The sequence below is a fragment of the Armatimonadota bacterium genome (assembly GCA_016869025.1).
Taxonomy (GTDB): Bacteria; Sysuimicrobiota; Sysuimicrobiia; order Sysuimicrobiales; family Humicultoraceae; genus VGFA01.
In genome coordinates this window covers 1-13,949 of the sequence record VGFA01000010.1, presented here as the reverse complement: position 1 = coordinate 13,949, position 13,949 = coordinate 1, and the positions used below count along the sequence as shown (strand labels likewise).

At 67.1% G+C, this 13,949-nt stretch carries 12 protein-coding genes, 1 tRNA gene and 1 pseudogene; 4 read left to right on the top strand and 10 right to left on the bottom strand.

Annotated features, from left to right (window positions below):
* Nucleotides 1-5: 5 nt before the first annotated feature.
* The 4 genes from gltA to FJX73_07065 all read right to left on the bottom strand — a co-directional run bounded on the left by gltA (nt 6) and on the right by FJX73_07065 (nt 4,239).
* Complete coding sequence (gene gltA, locus FJX73_07080; GenBank protein MBM3470538.1) at nt 6-1,451, bottom strand: NADPH-dependent glutamate synthase; 1,446 nt, start codon at nt 1,449-1,451, stop codon at nt 6-8.
* A complete protein-coding gene (locus tag FJX73_07075) occupies nt 1,448-2,323 on the bottom strand; it encodes a sulfide/dihydroorotate dehydrogenase-like FAD/NAD-binding protein (protein MBM3470537.1) in 876 nt (291 codons plus the stop codon). Before FJX73_07075 ends, gltA begins: the two co-directional genes overlap by 4 nt.
* A 126-nt stretch (nt 2,324-2,449) precedes the next feature.
* Complete coding sequence (locus FJX73_07070; GenBank protein MBM3470536.1) at nt 2,450-3,100, bottom strand: MBL fold metallo-hydrolase; 651 nt, start codon at nt 3,098-3,100, stop codon at nt 2,450-2,452.
* Nucleotides 3,101-3,393: 293 nt separating this feature from the next.
* Nucleotides 3,394-4,239 (bottom strand): hypothetical protein, encoded by an 846-nt coding sequence (locus FJX73_07065; GenBank protein ID MBM3470535.1) that lies wholly within the window; start codon nt 4,237-4,239, stop codon nt 3,394-3,396.
* Between FJX73_07065 and FJX73_07060 the strand changes: the two are divergent.
* A pseudogene (locus tag FJX73_07060) lies at nt 4,180-4,893 on the top strand (adenine deaminase). The gene FJX73_07065 and the pseudogene FJX73_07060 sit on opposite strands and share 60 nt — an antisense overlap.
* A 34-nt stretch (nt 4,894-4,927) precedes the next feature.
* On the opposite strand, the gene FJX73_07055 reads toward FJX73_07060, so the two are convergent.
* Nucleotides 4,928-5,003: transfer RNA gene (locus FJX73_07055), tRNA-Phe, on the bottom strand.
* 69 nt (nt 5,004-5,072) lie between these two features.
* Between FJX73_07055 and FJX73_07050 the strand changes: the two genes are divergently transcribed.
* From FJX73_07050 to FJX73_07040, 3 genes are read left to right on the top strand one after another with little or no spacing between them, the layout of a single operon-like run.
* Nucleotides 5,073-6,131, top strand: coding sequence for a ketopantoate reductase family protein (locus FJX73_07050; protein ID MBM3470534.1), 1,059 nt, complete (start codon nt 5,073-5,075; stop codon nt 6,129-6,131).
* Nucleotides 6,124-6,909, top strand: a complete 786-nt coding sequence (locus FJX73_07045; protein ID MBM3470533.1) for an SDR family oxidoreductase — start codon at nt 6,124-6,126, stop codon at nt 6,907-6,909. Before FJX73_07050 ends, FJX73_07045 begins: the two co-directional genes overlap by 8 nt.
* Before the next feature lie 25 nt (nt 6,910-6,934).
* On the top strand, nt 6,935-8,698 hold the full coding sequence (locus FJX73_07040) for a M28 family peptidase (protein MBM3470532.1): 1,764 nt from the start codon (nt 6,935-6,937) through the stop codon (nt 8,696-8,698).
* Here the strand turns inward: FJX73_07040 and FJX73_07035 are convergent.
* From FJX73_07035 to FJX73_07015, 5 genes are all read right to left on the bottom strand, one after another.
* A complete protein-coding gene (locus FJX73_07035; GenBank protein ID MBM3470531.1) occupies nt 8,685-9,650 on the bottom strand; it encodes a succinylglutamate desuccinylase in 966 nt (321 codons plus the stop codon). The genes FJX73_07040 and FJX73_07035 overlap by 14 nt on opposite strands.
* A gap of 9 nt (nt 9,651-9,659) precedes the next feature.
* Entirely contained in the window at nt 9,660-10,529 is an 870-nt protein-coding gene (locus tag FJX73_07030) for an ABC transporter permease (protein ID MBM3470530.1), read from the bottom strand.
* Nucleotides 10,526-11,446, bottom strand: coding sequence for an ABC transporter permease (locus FJX73_07025; protein ID MBM3470529.1), 921 nt, complete (start codon nt 11,444-11,446; stop codon nt 10,526-10,528). Before FJX73_07025 ends, FJX73_07030 begins: the two co-directional genes overlap by 4 nt.
* Before the next feature lie 86 nt (nt 11,447-11,532).
* Nucleotides 11,533-13,155, bottom strand: coding sequence for a hypothetical protein (locus tag FJX73_07020; GenBank protein MBM3470528.1), 1,623 nt, complete (start codon nt 13,153-13,155; stop codon nt 11,533-11,535).
* Nucleotides 13,156-13,402: 247 nt separating this feature from the next.
* Nucleotides 13,403-13,696, bottom strand: a complete 294-nt coding sequence (locus FJX73_07015) for a GYD domain-containing protein (protein MBM3470527.1) — start codon at nt 13,694-13,696, stop codon at nt 13,403-13,405.
* Nucleotides 13,697-13,949: the final 253 nt, after the last annotated feature.

The following is a 13,949-nucleotide window of genomic DNA, read 5'->3' as shown; positions in this document are numbered from 1 at the left end:
CGGGACTAAGCTGTCTGCGCCGGGGTCTCGGGGGCCGGGTGCAGATACCGATCGATCGCGGCGGCTGCCTGCTTGCCGTCGCGCATGGCCAGAATCACGGTCGCGCCGCCCCGCGCCAGATCGCCTCCGGCAAACACGCCGGGCCGGCTGGTCGCCTGGTCCTCGCCTGCGACCACGGTTCCCCGAGAGCTTGTCTTCAATCCGGGCGTGGTGGACTGAATGATCGGATTGGGCATCTGGCCGATTGCCATTACGACCGTCTGCACCGGCACGATGAACTCCGACCCTGGAACGGGAATCGGCCTGCGGCGTCCTGAGGCGTCCGGCTCGCCAAGCTCCATCCGCTGGCATTCGATGCCGCACACGCAGTTGTTCGCATCGCCCAGGATGCGGGTCGGGGTGGTCAGCAGCATGAACTGCACGCCTTCTTCCTCGGCGTGATGGACCTCTTCCACGCGCGCCGGCATCTCGTCGCGCGACCGGCGGTAGATGAGGTAGGCGTCTTCGGCGCCCAACCGGAGGGCCGTGCGGACAGCGTCCATGGCCGTGTTCCCTCCTCCGATCACCGCTGCCTGCCTGCCAACCCTCACCGGCGTGTCGTACTCTGGGAAACGGTACGCCTTCATGAGGTTCACGCGGGAGAGGAACTCGTTGGCCGAATAGACGCCGACCAGGCTCTCGCCCGGGATGCCCATGAAGTATGGCGTTCCGGCGCCAGTGGCAAGGTATACGGCCTTGAAGCCCCACTCGCCCATCAACTCGTCAATCGTGGCCGTTCTGCCCACGACGAAGTTCGTGACGATCTCCACCCCGAGCGACCGCACGCGATCGATCTCCAGATCCAGGATGTCGCGCGGAAGGCGGAACTCGGGGATCCCGTACCTGAGCACGCCGCCGGGCGCGTGCAGTGCCTCGAAGATCGTTACGCGGTAGCCCATCCTGGCGAGCTCGGCGGCGCAGGTCAGGCCCGAAGGACCCGAGCCGACTATCGCCACCTTCTCCTCGCGCAGGTCCGGCATCGGGGGATCGGTAAAGAGGTTGTGCTGGAGCTCGTAATCGGCGGCGAACCGCTCCAGTTTCCCAATCGCCAACGGCGTGTACTTCTTCCCGAGCACGCAGAGCTGCTCGCACTGTGACTCCTGCGGACAAACCCGTCCGCAGATCCCCGGCAGGTAGTTGGCTTCGCGGATCTTGTTGATCGCGCCGGCGTAGTCTCGTTGCACCACCAGGTCAACGAATCCCCGGATGTCAATGCTAACCGGGCAACCCTTGACGCAGACGGGATCCTTGCACTCCAGGCACCGCGAGGCCTCGAGGAGCGCGGCGGTCTCGTCAATCCCCAGGCACACCTCGAGGAAGTTGCCGCGGCGCTCTTCCGGCGACTGCTCTGCCGGGCGCTGGCGCGGGATCTTCAGTCGCTCCGCGGGCTTGAGGGGATTGGCGCCCTTCATCGCGAGCGCTCGCCGGAGGCGGCTGCGAGCTTGCAGGAGCACCGTTCGTCGGCAATCCGCTCCATGTCCAGGTAGGATCGGTTTCGAGCGATCAGTTCGTCGAAGTCCACGCCGGCGGCTTCGAACTCGGGGCCGTCCACGCACGCGAACTTCGTCTTGCCGTCAATCGTCACGCGACAGCCGCCGCACATGCCGGTCCCGTCAATCATGATCGTGTTCAGGCTGACGATGGTCTTGACTCCGCGCTTCGCCGCAAGGTCGGCGACGGCCCTCATCATGACCAGCGGGCCGATGGCGTAGACGACCGCTATTTCCGGGTGCTCGTCCAGGAGTGACGTAAGGGCGTCCGTGACGAGCCCCTTGCGGCCGTAGGAGCCGTCGTCCGTGGTGACGGCCAGGGTGGCCGAGCACTCACGCATCTCCTGCTCGAGGACAATAAGATCCCGCGTCCGCGCGCCGACGATCGCGTGCACGGTGTTCCCCGCGTCGCGCAGGGCGCACGCGATTGGGAAGAGCTCGGCGGTGCCCACCCCTCCGCCCACGCAGGCGACCGCGCCGTGGCGTTCGACCGGCGTGGGGTTACCCAGCGGGCCGACGACGTCACTCAGCGCCTCTCCGACCTGCATGGCGCACAGCGCCTTAGTCGTCTTCCCGACCGCCTGAACGATCAGGGTAATGGACCCCTCGATGGGGTCGGACTCCACAACCGTAAGGGGAATGCGTTCGCCGGTCTCATCAAGGCGGACGATCACGAAGTTGCCGGCCTTGTGCTTGCGGGCGACAAAGGGCGCCCGGATGCGAAACCTCGCTATCGAAGGTGCCAGCGTCCACTTGCCTAGAATCGGGAAGCGGCTTTCCAGGGTATCATCCATGCGTCCGCACACCGCTCCAAGCATAGGAAAGGACAGGGAGACGGCGTATCAGGCCGCGACCTGATGTTCGACTAGGGCATAAGGCGCAGCCTTGCCGTCCGGGGGCGCCCGGCCGTGGAGGCAGGGCTATGCGAGAACCCAGACCTCCTGCTCCACCGGAAGCGCTGCGTGCGTGATGGTCACGGTCGCGCCCACCCGCTTCACATCTGCCTTGCCCTGGAGGAAGTCGTCGAGCCTACGGATAGGCCACGAATCATTGACCGCGGTTTTGTAGTGCATCGGGATTACCACGCGCGGCTTCAGTTGGGCGATGACCTGGTCGGCCTGAGCAGGACCGATCGTGAAGTGCCCGCCGACCGGAATCATCAGGACGTCCACCTGGCCGATCGCGCTCACCTGCTGTGGTGTCAGCACATGCCCCAGGTCACCCAGGTGCGCAATGCGCAGACCCTCCACCTCAATGACTGCGACCGCATTCTTTCCGCGCGCGCGTCCCTGCTCGGTATCGTGGTAGGTGGGCACCCCGGTAATGTGCACCGGCCCGACGCGCGCGTCGAGCGCGGCCCAGGTCCTACCCTCATCGGCCAGGCCGCGGAGTACCCTGGGGCGACCCCGGATCAGTTCAACGCTGCCATGGTCGGAGTGCTCGTGACTGGTGACAACGGCGTCCGGCTCCACGTCCGGCCTGGGATAGCCGACGTCGTCGTTGAACGGGTCAATGACGATTGTGGTGCCCCCGGCGGTCAGGCCAAACATCGCGTGCCCGTAGAAACGAATCTCCACGGTCCTCCACCTCCATTCGCGGTGTCCGCGGCGTCACCGAAGCGTTTCATCCCTGGCGTCCTCATTCCTTCTCTCGTGCTACAATGTGCGCCGTGAGGCGCACCTACCGGACCCCAGACGAGACCCGGGCGCTGATGGCGGTCGCCCGCGGAGAAGCGCCCCCGGACCTTCTCGTCACCGGAGGCCGCGTGCTCAACGTCTACTCGGGTGAAGTCCTGCCGGGCACGGTGGCGGTGGCCGCCGGACGCATCGCCTATGTGGGTGAGCGTCCACTCGAAGCCGGGCCCTCAACGGTAATGGTAGAAGCCCGAGGTAGGGTCGTCGCGCCGGGGTACATTGACCCGCACGGGCATCCCCAGGCAATGTACACCCCGGATGAACTCGCGCGCGCGGTGCTCCCACGGGGCACCACGGCCATCGTGGCCGACACCCTGATGCTGCTGAACCTGACCGTACCGGATGCGACCCTCCCTGCGCTGGCCGCGCTGGCTGCGCTGCCTCTCAGGTATTTCTGGTTCCTCCGGCTGCACGGCCAGGCGCACAGCCCGCACGACCCCACAACCCTCAGCGAAGAGCGGCTGGAAGCGCTGCTGGTGCTCGATGACGTCCGAACCCTGGGTGAGATCACCCGGTGGACGCAGGTGTACGCGGGTGAGGCAGGGCTGTTGGAGCGGATTACGCGCGGGGTCGCAGCCGGGCACCGCGTCGAAGGACACGCGCCGGGCGTCTCCGCCGACCGGATGCAGGTGCTGGTCGCCGCGGGGTTTTCGTCCGACCACGAAGCCATCACCGCGGAGCAGGCCCTGGCGCGGCTGCGCGCAGGGCTCTACGTCATGCTGCGCCACGGATCGCTGCGCCCGGACCTGCCGGCGCTGGCGCCGGTGGTCACCGGCAGCCGTGGCTTCTCCGGCCGGATCATGCTGACGCCCGATGGTCCCAACGCCACCTTCGTTCACGGTAAGGGATACATGGACCACCTGCTGGATGTGGCCCTGCGCCTTGGCGTGGACCCCCTGGCCGCCTACCAGATGGTAACCGTCAACCCTGCGACCTACTTTGGGCTGGACGAGGAGATGGGCGGCCTTGCGCCGGGTCGGCGTGCCGACATCGTCGTGCTCGAGGGCCTCAATCATCCCATGCCGCAGGCCGTGATCGCTGCGGGGAAAGTGGTGGCACGGGACGGCCGTCTGGTAGCGGACCTCCCGGCGATGCCGTGGGACCGATGGCTGCGGCCGTACACTCCGGGGGACTGGCGACCCGACGCATCATTCTTCTCCCTGGACGGGCTGCCGTCGCCGTCTCCGGCGATGCACTTCGAGAACACGGTCATCGCACGCCGCCGCGACATCGCAATCGGGAAGGAGCTGCCTGAGGGCGTGCTTCGCATGGTCCTGCTCGATAGCGCGGGCCGGTGGCGGTGCCGCGCCCTGCTGTCCGGGTTTGCGGAGAGCATCGGTGGCCTGGCGAGCACCTATACCAGCGGCGCCGGGATGTACGTGTTGGGCCGCGACCCCGGGGATATGGCCGTGGCCGCGTCGCGTGCCCTGGATCTGGGCGGCGGCGTGGTTCTGGCCGAGGGAGGAGCCGTGGTCTTCGAGCTGCCCCTCCCGCTGGGAGGAATGATGTCGCCGCGCCCCATGGGAGAGGTGGCCGCTGATCTGGAGGCGCTCACCGCCCTGCTGCGCGCGCGCGGTTATGCCCACCACGACCTGGCCTACAGTTTGCTGTTCTTCGGGTTTGACTCGCTGCCGTACGTCCGGCTGACGTACCAGGGCCTGTGGGATGTCGTCGGTGATCGTGTGCTGCTGTCCAGAGAGGATCTGGTGCCGGGGGACAGAGTTGAACTGCCGACGCGCGGCTCTTCAGGCCGCCGCTCTACCACCTGAGCTACCCCGGCACCCGCGCTTTGTAGTCTAGCAACCGGCCGGGGCCGGGTCAACGCCGATTCTGGAAGGAGGTCGCGGAAATGTCGTCTGACCACATCACCATCGTTGGGGCCGGCGCGATAGGGGGAACGATCGGCGCCTACCTGGTGCGTGCCGGCCACGGGGTGACGTTTGTGGACGCCGTCGAGGAGCACGTGCGCGCGATCAACGACCGCGGATTGACCATCGAGGGCAGCGGCGAGACGTTCACCGTGAGGGCGCCGGCTGTGACTCCGCAGGAGATCCGCGACCCGTTGGGCACGGTGTTCCTGGCAGTGAAGACCATGCACACCGACCCGGCCACGGCGCAGCTGGCCCCCTACCTGGCAGCGAACGGTGTGGTTGTCTCGATGCAGAACGGCTTCAACGAGGAACGGATCGCGGCGATCGTCGGACGTGAGAGGACGATCGGGGCCTTCGTGAACTTCGGCGCCGACTACCTCGAGCCGGGCCGCATCCTGTACGGCGGTTCGGGCGCACTCTATGTCGGCGAGCTCGACGGCTCCGAGAGCGGCCGCCTGGGGCGATTGGTCAAGGTCCTGCTTGACTTCATGCCAAACGCTCAGGCCACTTCCAACATCTGGGGTTATCTGTGGGGCAAGCATGCCTACGGAGCGATGCTGAAGACCACGGCGCTCGTGGACGCTCCGATCGCGGACGTGCTTTCCGATTCCACCGCGCGGCCGGTCCTTGGCAACGTGGCCGCCGAGGTCCTGGCAGTGGCCGCGGCCGAAGGCGTGCGGCCGGAAGGCTTCGACGGGTTCGACCCGCCGGCCTTTGCCTTTCCCCCGCGGCGTGATGCCGGCAGAGTCGAGGCCAGCCTCGATGCCCTGGTGGCGTTCAACAGGAAGTCGTTGAAGGCGAAGAGCGGCATCTGGCGCGACCTGGCGGTCCGCAAACGCAAGACCGAGGTGGAATCAATGGTGAGCGAGCTGCGCGCCCGCGCGCTCCGGCACGGTCTGCCGATCCCCCTGGTGGAGGCGTTGGGCGGGATGATCCTTGAGATCGAATCCGGCGCGCGCCAGATGTCGTGGGACAACATCGCGGCCCTGGCTGCGATCAGCGCGCGGGCCTACGGATCGGAGGGCGTCCATGCGTAGCAGCGGCGGGCTGGCGGGCAAGGTCTCGGTGGTGAGCGGGACGGCGCACGGCATAGGCGCGGCGATCGCCGAAGCGCTGGCGCGGGCCGGTGCCAAGGTGTGGGCGTGCGACGTCCTGGAGGAGCCGCTTGAAGAGACCGTGCGCCGGTGTCGCGATGCGGGCAGCGTTGCCGTCGGCCGGTTTGTTGATGTCAGCCGGCCGGACGCGGTGCGCGCCCTTGTCACCGAGATCACCGCGCAAGACGGCGGCGCAGACATTCTGGTGCACTCCGCCGGGGGCGTGCTCGGGCAGGTGGCGCAACCGGTGGAAGAGGTCTCGGAAGACGACTGGCGCGCGATCGTCGCGGTCAACCTGGAGGCCGCGTTCCTGCTGGTGCGCGAGTTGGCCCCGGGGATGAAGGCGCGGGGATGGGGGCGGATAGTCACCATCTCCTCAGGAGCGGGCCGGAGCTACAGCCAGACCGGGATCCAGGCCTACGCCAGCGCCAAGGCCGGCCTGATCGGATTCACCCGGCAGATCGCCCGCGAGCTGGGACAGTTCGGTATCACCGCGAACTCGGTGGCCCCGGGGTTCGTGCTCTCGAACCCTTCCTCCCAGCGCCAGTGGGACGCGCTGGGCGCGGAGGGGCAGAAGGCGTTCTTCAATGCCCTGGCGATCAAGCGCCTGGGCACGCCGGAGGAGATCGCGCACGCCGTGCTCTTCTTCGCCTCGGAGGGAGCAGGATACGTAACTGGACAGACGCTGAGCGTGGACGGTGGACGTTGGATGTTGGGCTAGGGATGCTGGTGTGAGGAGGCGCGTGATGGCAGGAGGCGGCAAGGGGGCAGCCCCTTACGATCAAGTGAGCGCGAAGAGGTTGATGGCCGATGTCGAGGCCCTGGCCCGGTGGGTCCGACTGTCCGGGACGCCGGAGGAGATGGAATCCTTCGACTGTGTACGGCGCCGGCTGCGCGCAGCCGGGTGCTCCACGCGCCTGATCCTGCACGACTCCCTAGTCAGCCTGCCGGGTGAGGCCTCGCTGGTGATCATCCCAGACCGCGGCCCGCGCGCGTCAATGGCCTGTGTGACACACTCTTTCGCGGCGGGCACAGGGCCGGGAGGCGTCGAGGCCCTGGCCGTGTACGCGAGCAGCGGGCGATCCGCCGAACTGGCCGCGGCCCGTGTGGCGGGAAGGATCGCATTGATTGACGGGCTGGCCACCCCTGATCGGGTGCACGCCGCGGAGAGGGCCGGTGCCGCCGGGCTGATCTTCCTCAACCGCGACCCACTCGTCCACGAGATGATCGTCTCCCCGGTCTGGGGAAGCCCCACGCCCGAGGGGGCGCGCAAACTGCCATGCGTGCCGGTGGTCTCGGTGGCGCAAACCGAGGGAGACATCCTGCGCAAAGCCGTCGTAGCCGGAGAGATGCGCGCGCGCATCACCGCTGAGGTGGACACACGCTGGCGCAAGATCCCCCTGCTGACCGCCGACCTGCCCGGCGAGGTCGAGGATACGTTCGTGCTGCTGGCCGGACACCTGGACTCCTGGCACCGCGGCGCGATGGACAACGGCACGGCCAACGCAACGATGATCGAGGTCGCCCGGGTGCTGGCGGCTGTGCGACGCTACCGGGGAGTGCGCCTGGCGTTCTGGTCCGGGCACTCGCACGGCCGCTACTCGGGATCCACCTGGTATGCGGACCATCACTGGCAAGAACTGGACGAACGGTGCGTCGTGCACGTTAACGTGGACTCGGTCGGCGGCCGGGGCGCGGTCATAAACCCCCACGCCTATGCGATGCCCGAGACCAGCAGGGTAGCCGACCGTGTCATATCGGAGGTGACCGGCGGCCGGTTCCAGGGAGGGCGCGTCGGTCGCGCCGGGGATCAGTCGTTCCTCGGTGTGGGCATTCCCTCGCTGCTCATGAGCCTGTCCGAGCAGCCCGCGGGCTCTGCCAATGCCAGTGAGGACTTCAACATCCGCACCGGGGGCGTGACAGGAGGCCTGGGCTGGTGGTGGCACACCACCGAGGACCTGCCCGACAAGATCGCCCCGGATGCGCTCGATCGTGACTGCAGGATCTACCTGGGCATCGTACACGCGTTCTGTACAGAGCCGGTCCTTCCGCTGGACTACCAGGCCACTGCGCGCGCCTGGCTCAAGAAGCTTCGCTCGCTCCGGCAGGGCGCGGGTCGGCGGGTGGATCTGCGGCCGGCGATCGCCGAGGCGCAGCGCCTGGTAGAAGCCACCGAGGCCCTCGGCCGGCTTGCGAGCGCCTTGCGTGCCTCGCCACGGAAGCCGGCGGTGCGCGCGCTGAACAACTGCCTGATGGCGCTTGGACGCGTGCTGATTCCCGTGGACTACACCAGGAACGGCCGTTTCGATCACGACGCGGCGCTCGAACAGCACGACACGCCGCTGCTGGACGCGGTCCGCGCGCTAGCGGCGGCCGCGCCCGAAGAGGCCTGCCAACTCGAGGTACGTGCGGTGCGCGACCTGAACGCCGTCCGGTTCGCGCTGTCCCTGGCCGCGGAGGTGGCAGAGGCGACCGCGCGCGAGGCGCGAGCAGGGATTAGGCGCCGATAGCCAGGAGCGGATCGCCGGGGTTGGTTGCCGGCGTTGTCACCAGGAAGAGGACAGAACCATCCCCTGGGCTGTTCACCAGGGCGAGGCGCAGGCCAAACCAGTCGCGGACCTCGCCGAGCACCTCTCCTTCAACCACCCGGTCGCCCACGGCCACGCGGGGATAGAAGAGACCGGCGTGGTCCGAGCGCAGCCACAGGAACCGCTTGACGTGCACCGGCCGGGCCGGCGGCTCCGCAACCCCAGGGGTGATACCCAGCATGCAAAGCACGTTCGTGATCCCGCGCAGGTGGATCGCGACCATGGACTCGTCGAGAATGCCCTGCCCGCCGGCTTCCGGAAGGATGGCTGGTATCCCGGCCACGGATGCGGCCTCGAACGCGGAACCCGCCACCGAGCCCTCGATGATGTGGGAGATGCCGAAGGCCTCGGCCATTGCGCATGAGCGCGCAACGACCTCGGGGTCTGCACCGCCGAAGTAGATGGTGAACGGCAACAGCGCCTCGTTGAGATCGCCGCCGTGCAGGTCTATGTACGCATCGGCGCCGCTGATCGCGGAGGCAAGGAGCGTGTGGGCCATGCGCTCCGAGGGTGTGCCCTCCGGCGAGCCAGGGAACACCCGGTTCAGGTTCCTGCCGTCCAGCGGGCAGACATAGATTGACCTGGCGGCGAAAGCAGGAGTGTTCACCACCGGCACGACGATAACCGTTCCCGACAGCACCAGAGGATCCAGGCCACCGATCGTGCGTATGGCCGCCTCTATGCCGACGTATTCGGCGCCATGTACGCCTGCGGTGATGCACACGCGCGGCCCGGGTGTGCGCCCCTGGATCACCGCCACGGGCATGCTCACCCCGGTGCCCGGGACCTCCAGCGCGCCAAACCCCTTCTCACCGGAACCGGCCGATGCAGTGCCCACGACCAAGTTGGCGTTCATGGCTCCTCCAGGAGACATCCGGTACCTCTACGTCCTGAGCTTTGGGTCCAGCGCGTCGCGGAGCCCGTCGCCGAGGAGGTTAAACCCCAGCACCGCGAACGCGATTGCCAGCCCCGGGAACGTGGCGATATGAGGCGCTATCACAAGGTAGTCGCGACCGGTGCTGACCATCAACCCCCACGAAGGCGTAGGCGGTTGGATTCCCAGCCCCAGAAAGGAGAGCGCGGCTTCGAGCAGGATCGCGCTGGCCATGTAGAGGGCCGAGTACACTACCACAACCGAGATGCAGTTGGGCAGGACGTGCCGCACGACGATGCGGAAGGTGCTGGCGCCTATCGCGCGGGCCGCCTGCACGTACTCCTGTTCCTTTACGGATATCACGGACCCGCGGACCACGCGCGCAAAAGCGGGTGTGGCCCAGATGCCCACTGCCAGGATCGTGTTCGCCAGGCCGGGCCCCAGGGCACTCACGATGGCAATCGCCAGCAGCAGGTAGGGAAACGCGAGCAGCACGTCCATGGCGCGCATGATCACCTCATCCACGCCGCCGCCTAGATAGCCCGCCGCGGTGCCGAGCGCGATCCCCAACAGCAGCGCTATCAGCACCGAGACAAGCCCCACCACCAACGCGACGCGGCTGCCGTAGATCAGGCGGCTGGCGATGTCGCGGCCAAACTCGTCGGCGCCCAACTTGTACTTGGCGCCCGGAGCCATCCGCTTGTCGTCGAGCGTCTGCCGGGCAGGGTCGGCCGGGGCAAGCACCGGGGATAGAATCGCCAACACCATCAGGAACCCGACGATCACCAGACCCATAAGCGCCAGCCGGTTCCGGCGGAATCGCTTCCACATGGCCGCCCCGGCCGAGACGTGAGGTGTGTCGTGCACCGCCGCTTTCATTGGTAGGTGATCCGGGGATCCAGGTAGGCGTACGAGAGATCCACCAGGAGGTTGATCACTACGAACGTGACCGCCAGGACCAGCACGCCGCCCTGCAGGAGGACGTAGTCGCGCGCGAAGATCGCGCGCACGAGCATGCGCCCAATGCCCGGCCATGCGAAGACCGTCTCGGTAAGCACCGCACCTCCGAGCAACTGGCCGGTCTGCAGGCCCAGGATGGTCACGACCGGGATCAGCGCGTTGCGCAGCGCGTGGCGGACCATCACGCCGCGCGTAGCCACGCCTTTCGCCTGGGCGGTCCGAATGAAATCCTCCCGCAGGACCTCCAGCATCGTCGAGCGCGTCATGCGCGCCAGCATCGCAATGCTGGGCGTGGCCAGGGTCACGGCCGGCAGGATGAGGTGGTACCACGAGCCCCGGCCGCCTGCAGGGAGCCATCCCAGCCAGAGACTGAACACCACGACCAGCATGATCCCGGTCCAGAAAATCGGCATCGAGAGACCTGCCAGCGAGACGACGCGGACCAGGTTGTCGAGCAGCGAGTAGGGCCGGCGGGCCGACAGCATTCCGACCGGTATGCCAATCGCGACGGCGAGCGTCATCGCTGCAAGGCCTAACTGCACGGTCGCGGGCCAGACATCGGCGATCTCGGTGTTCACCTGGCGGCCTTCCCGGACCGAGCGGCCCAGATCTCCGCGCAGCAGGCGGGCGATGTATCGAACGTACCTGACCGGAAGCGGTTGATCCAGGTCGAGGGAGGCCCGCAGCTTCGCGACCATCTCGGGGGTCGCGCCTTGACCGAGCATCAGGGCCGCCGGGTCGCCGGGAATCAGGTCTATCGTCACCATGATGAGGAGGATGACCCCCAGTAGCACAGGGATCATCGCCAGGAGGCGGCGGGCGACGAATCGCATCATGTCAGGTCAGGATCAGGCGGCAGTTGCGCGGTGCAGGGCGGGAGGGGCTGGGCATCCCAACCCCTCCGCCCCACGGCGAACCGAGCCTACTTCTGAATCCACACGTATTGAAAGCCCTGATTGTACTCGATCGGGTGTGGCACGAAATCCTTCACGTGGGAGCGCATCAACGCGATCTCCTTCGTCACGTAGAAGGGCACAAACATGATGTCACGCGCGATCATGTCCTGCGCACGCCCGTAGAGTTCCTCACGCTCGCGCGGGCTGAGATTGACGCGCGCTTGGTCCACGAGTTTGTCGAACTCGGCGTTGAAGTACCGCCAGGTGTTCCAGCCGCGCGGCGGGACCTGGTCGGATCGGAACATGGGCAGCAGGGTGTAGTCGGCGTCGGCGGTCGTGGTCACCCATCCCAGCACGAACATGTGGGCGTCCAGGACTGCAGCCCGCACCATCGTGAACACGGTGGCCCACTCCAGGAAGCTGATATCCAGCCGCACCCCGATCTCGCGGAGCTGCGCCTGGTAGGCCTCGGCGATCTCGGCGTCCTTGAAGTACCTGCCTCGCGCCGTAATGAGGGTCAGCGTCAGCGGGATGCCGTCGCGCTGCATGATCCCGTCGGGCCCGGGGCGGAACCCTGCTTCCTGGATCAGCGCCCGGGCGCGCGCCGGGTCGTGGGGGTAGAGCGTGTCGAGGCCCAGCGACTTGTAACCGAACACCCCGGGAGCCAGGATGCCGTCGGACGGACCTGCTGCACCCTCCAGGATGTTCTGCAGAATCGCCTTCCGGTTGGATGCCATCACCAGCGCGCGGCGCACGCGAACATCGGAGAGCGGGGACCGGGTGAGGTTCATCCCGATGAAGACCACGCGCAGTCCGGTGGCCTGGGCCAGCGTGTAACCCGGATCGCGCGCGAACGTGGCGAGCTGCGCCGGCGCCGGCACAAGCACCATGTCCACCTCGCCGGTGCGCAGCGCGATCATCCGGGCCGACTCCTCGGGAATCACCCGGAAGACGATGCGGTCGAGGTGCGCCTTCGGGCCCCAGTATTCGTCGTTGCGAACCACGGTGATCCGGTCGTTCGTGCGCCACTCCTCGAACTTGAACGGGCCCGTACCCACGGGCCGCCGGCTAAAATCGGCGCCCAGACGCCCGACCGCGGTGGGGCTTACTATGCCGGCGAAGACCATGGCGGCGCTGCGGAGCAGCGGGGCGTAGGGCTCGGTCGTGACCAGGTCTGCCGTGAAGTCGTCCACAATCTCGACACCCTTGATCGGGCCGGCCAGGCTGGCCCACCGTGAGATGCTGCGCGGATCGAACGCCCGATCGAAGGTGAACTTCACGGCTGCCGCGTTGAATGGGGTCCCGTCGTGGAACTTCACATCGCGCCGCAGCGTGAACCGGATGCGCGTGGGCGACATTGCCTGCCACGCCGTTGCCAGGCTGGGCCGGATCCTCATGTCCGGACCCATGGTGACCAGCGGCTCCAGGATCATCTGGTAGATCCAGGCGCCGGGTGCCGTGGTCTCGAAGTGCGGATCCAGCGAGACGGCATCCACCGGCCGACCGATGGTGAGCGTGCCACCCCGAACAGGCGCTGCCGGCCCTGAACTAACCGGTGCCGCTGCCAGCACAAAGGCCAGGGCTGACGCCAGCAGGCCTAAACGAGCGCGTGTCATTCCTATCCCTCCTTTGCGGCGCGTGCTGTGCATTCCACCCGCCGCGTTTCGCCTGTGATTCGCCGCAACCGGCGCGATACCTTCGCTGCTCCTGACGGGGGGACACGTCGTGCCGGCGGTTGTGGGCAACGAGTTCGGGCGCCCGCCAGCCGGAGGAAGAGGCAATGTGCCAGGAGTCGTGCGGCGCCGCTACGGGTTCGTCGTATGGACCGCCGCACAGGGCGGCACACCGGCTCCCGATCTCAAGACCTTCTACCCTTTCTTGCCCGTACCTGCCGGACTAGGGCAGCTTCTTCAGGAGCTCCGCGAACTCTGGCAGCGGGAACGCCTTGAGCGTCGTCGTCCTGACGTAGCCAGCGACTCCCAGACCTATGAGCTGCAGCATCGCTACTTCGTCGCTGGGACCCTCCGCGATGACCACGTAGTCGTACTCCCCCATCGTTGAGTAGAACCCCTTCATCTTCCCCCCGGCTGCCTCGAGGGACTTGGAGGCTGCCTCGATCCGTGAGGGGGCGTCTTTGATGTTCTTGACGCCCTGCTCCGTCAGGTTCATCAAGATGACGTACGTAGGCATCTTGTCACCTCCCTGGATCCATTCAGCCGGTGTGCCGTCCTGCACGAGATCTGGGGTCTCTGGCTTTCCTGCTCCGCACCCCCTCCCCGATTACACGGACATCAGGCAAGTGTTCCGCGGGCGAGACCCTCCGTGTCAACATGAGGTGAGACAACTTCCCCGCCGAAATTACTGACCCACGAGGGCGAGGAAGGAGAGCCTTACGATGGCGATCAGTCTACCGAGGCCGCGTCCGCAGGTTCATCCTGAGACC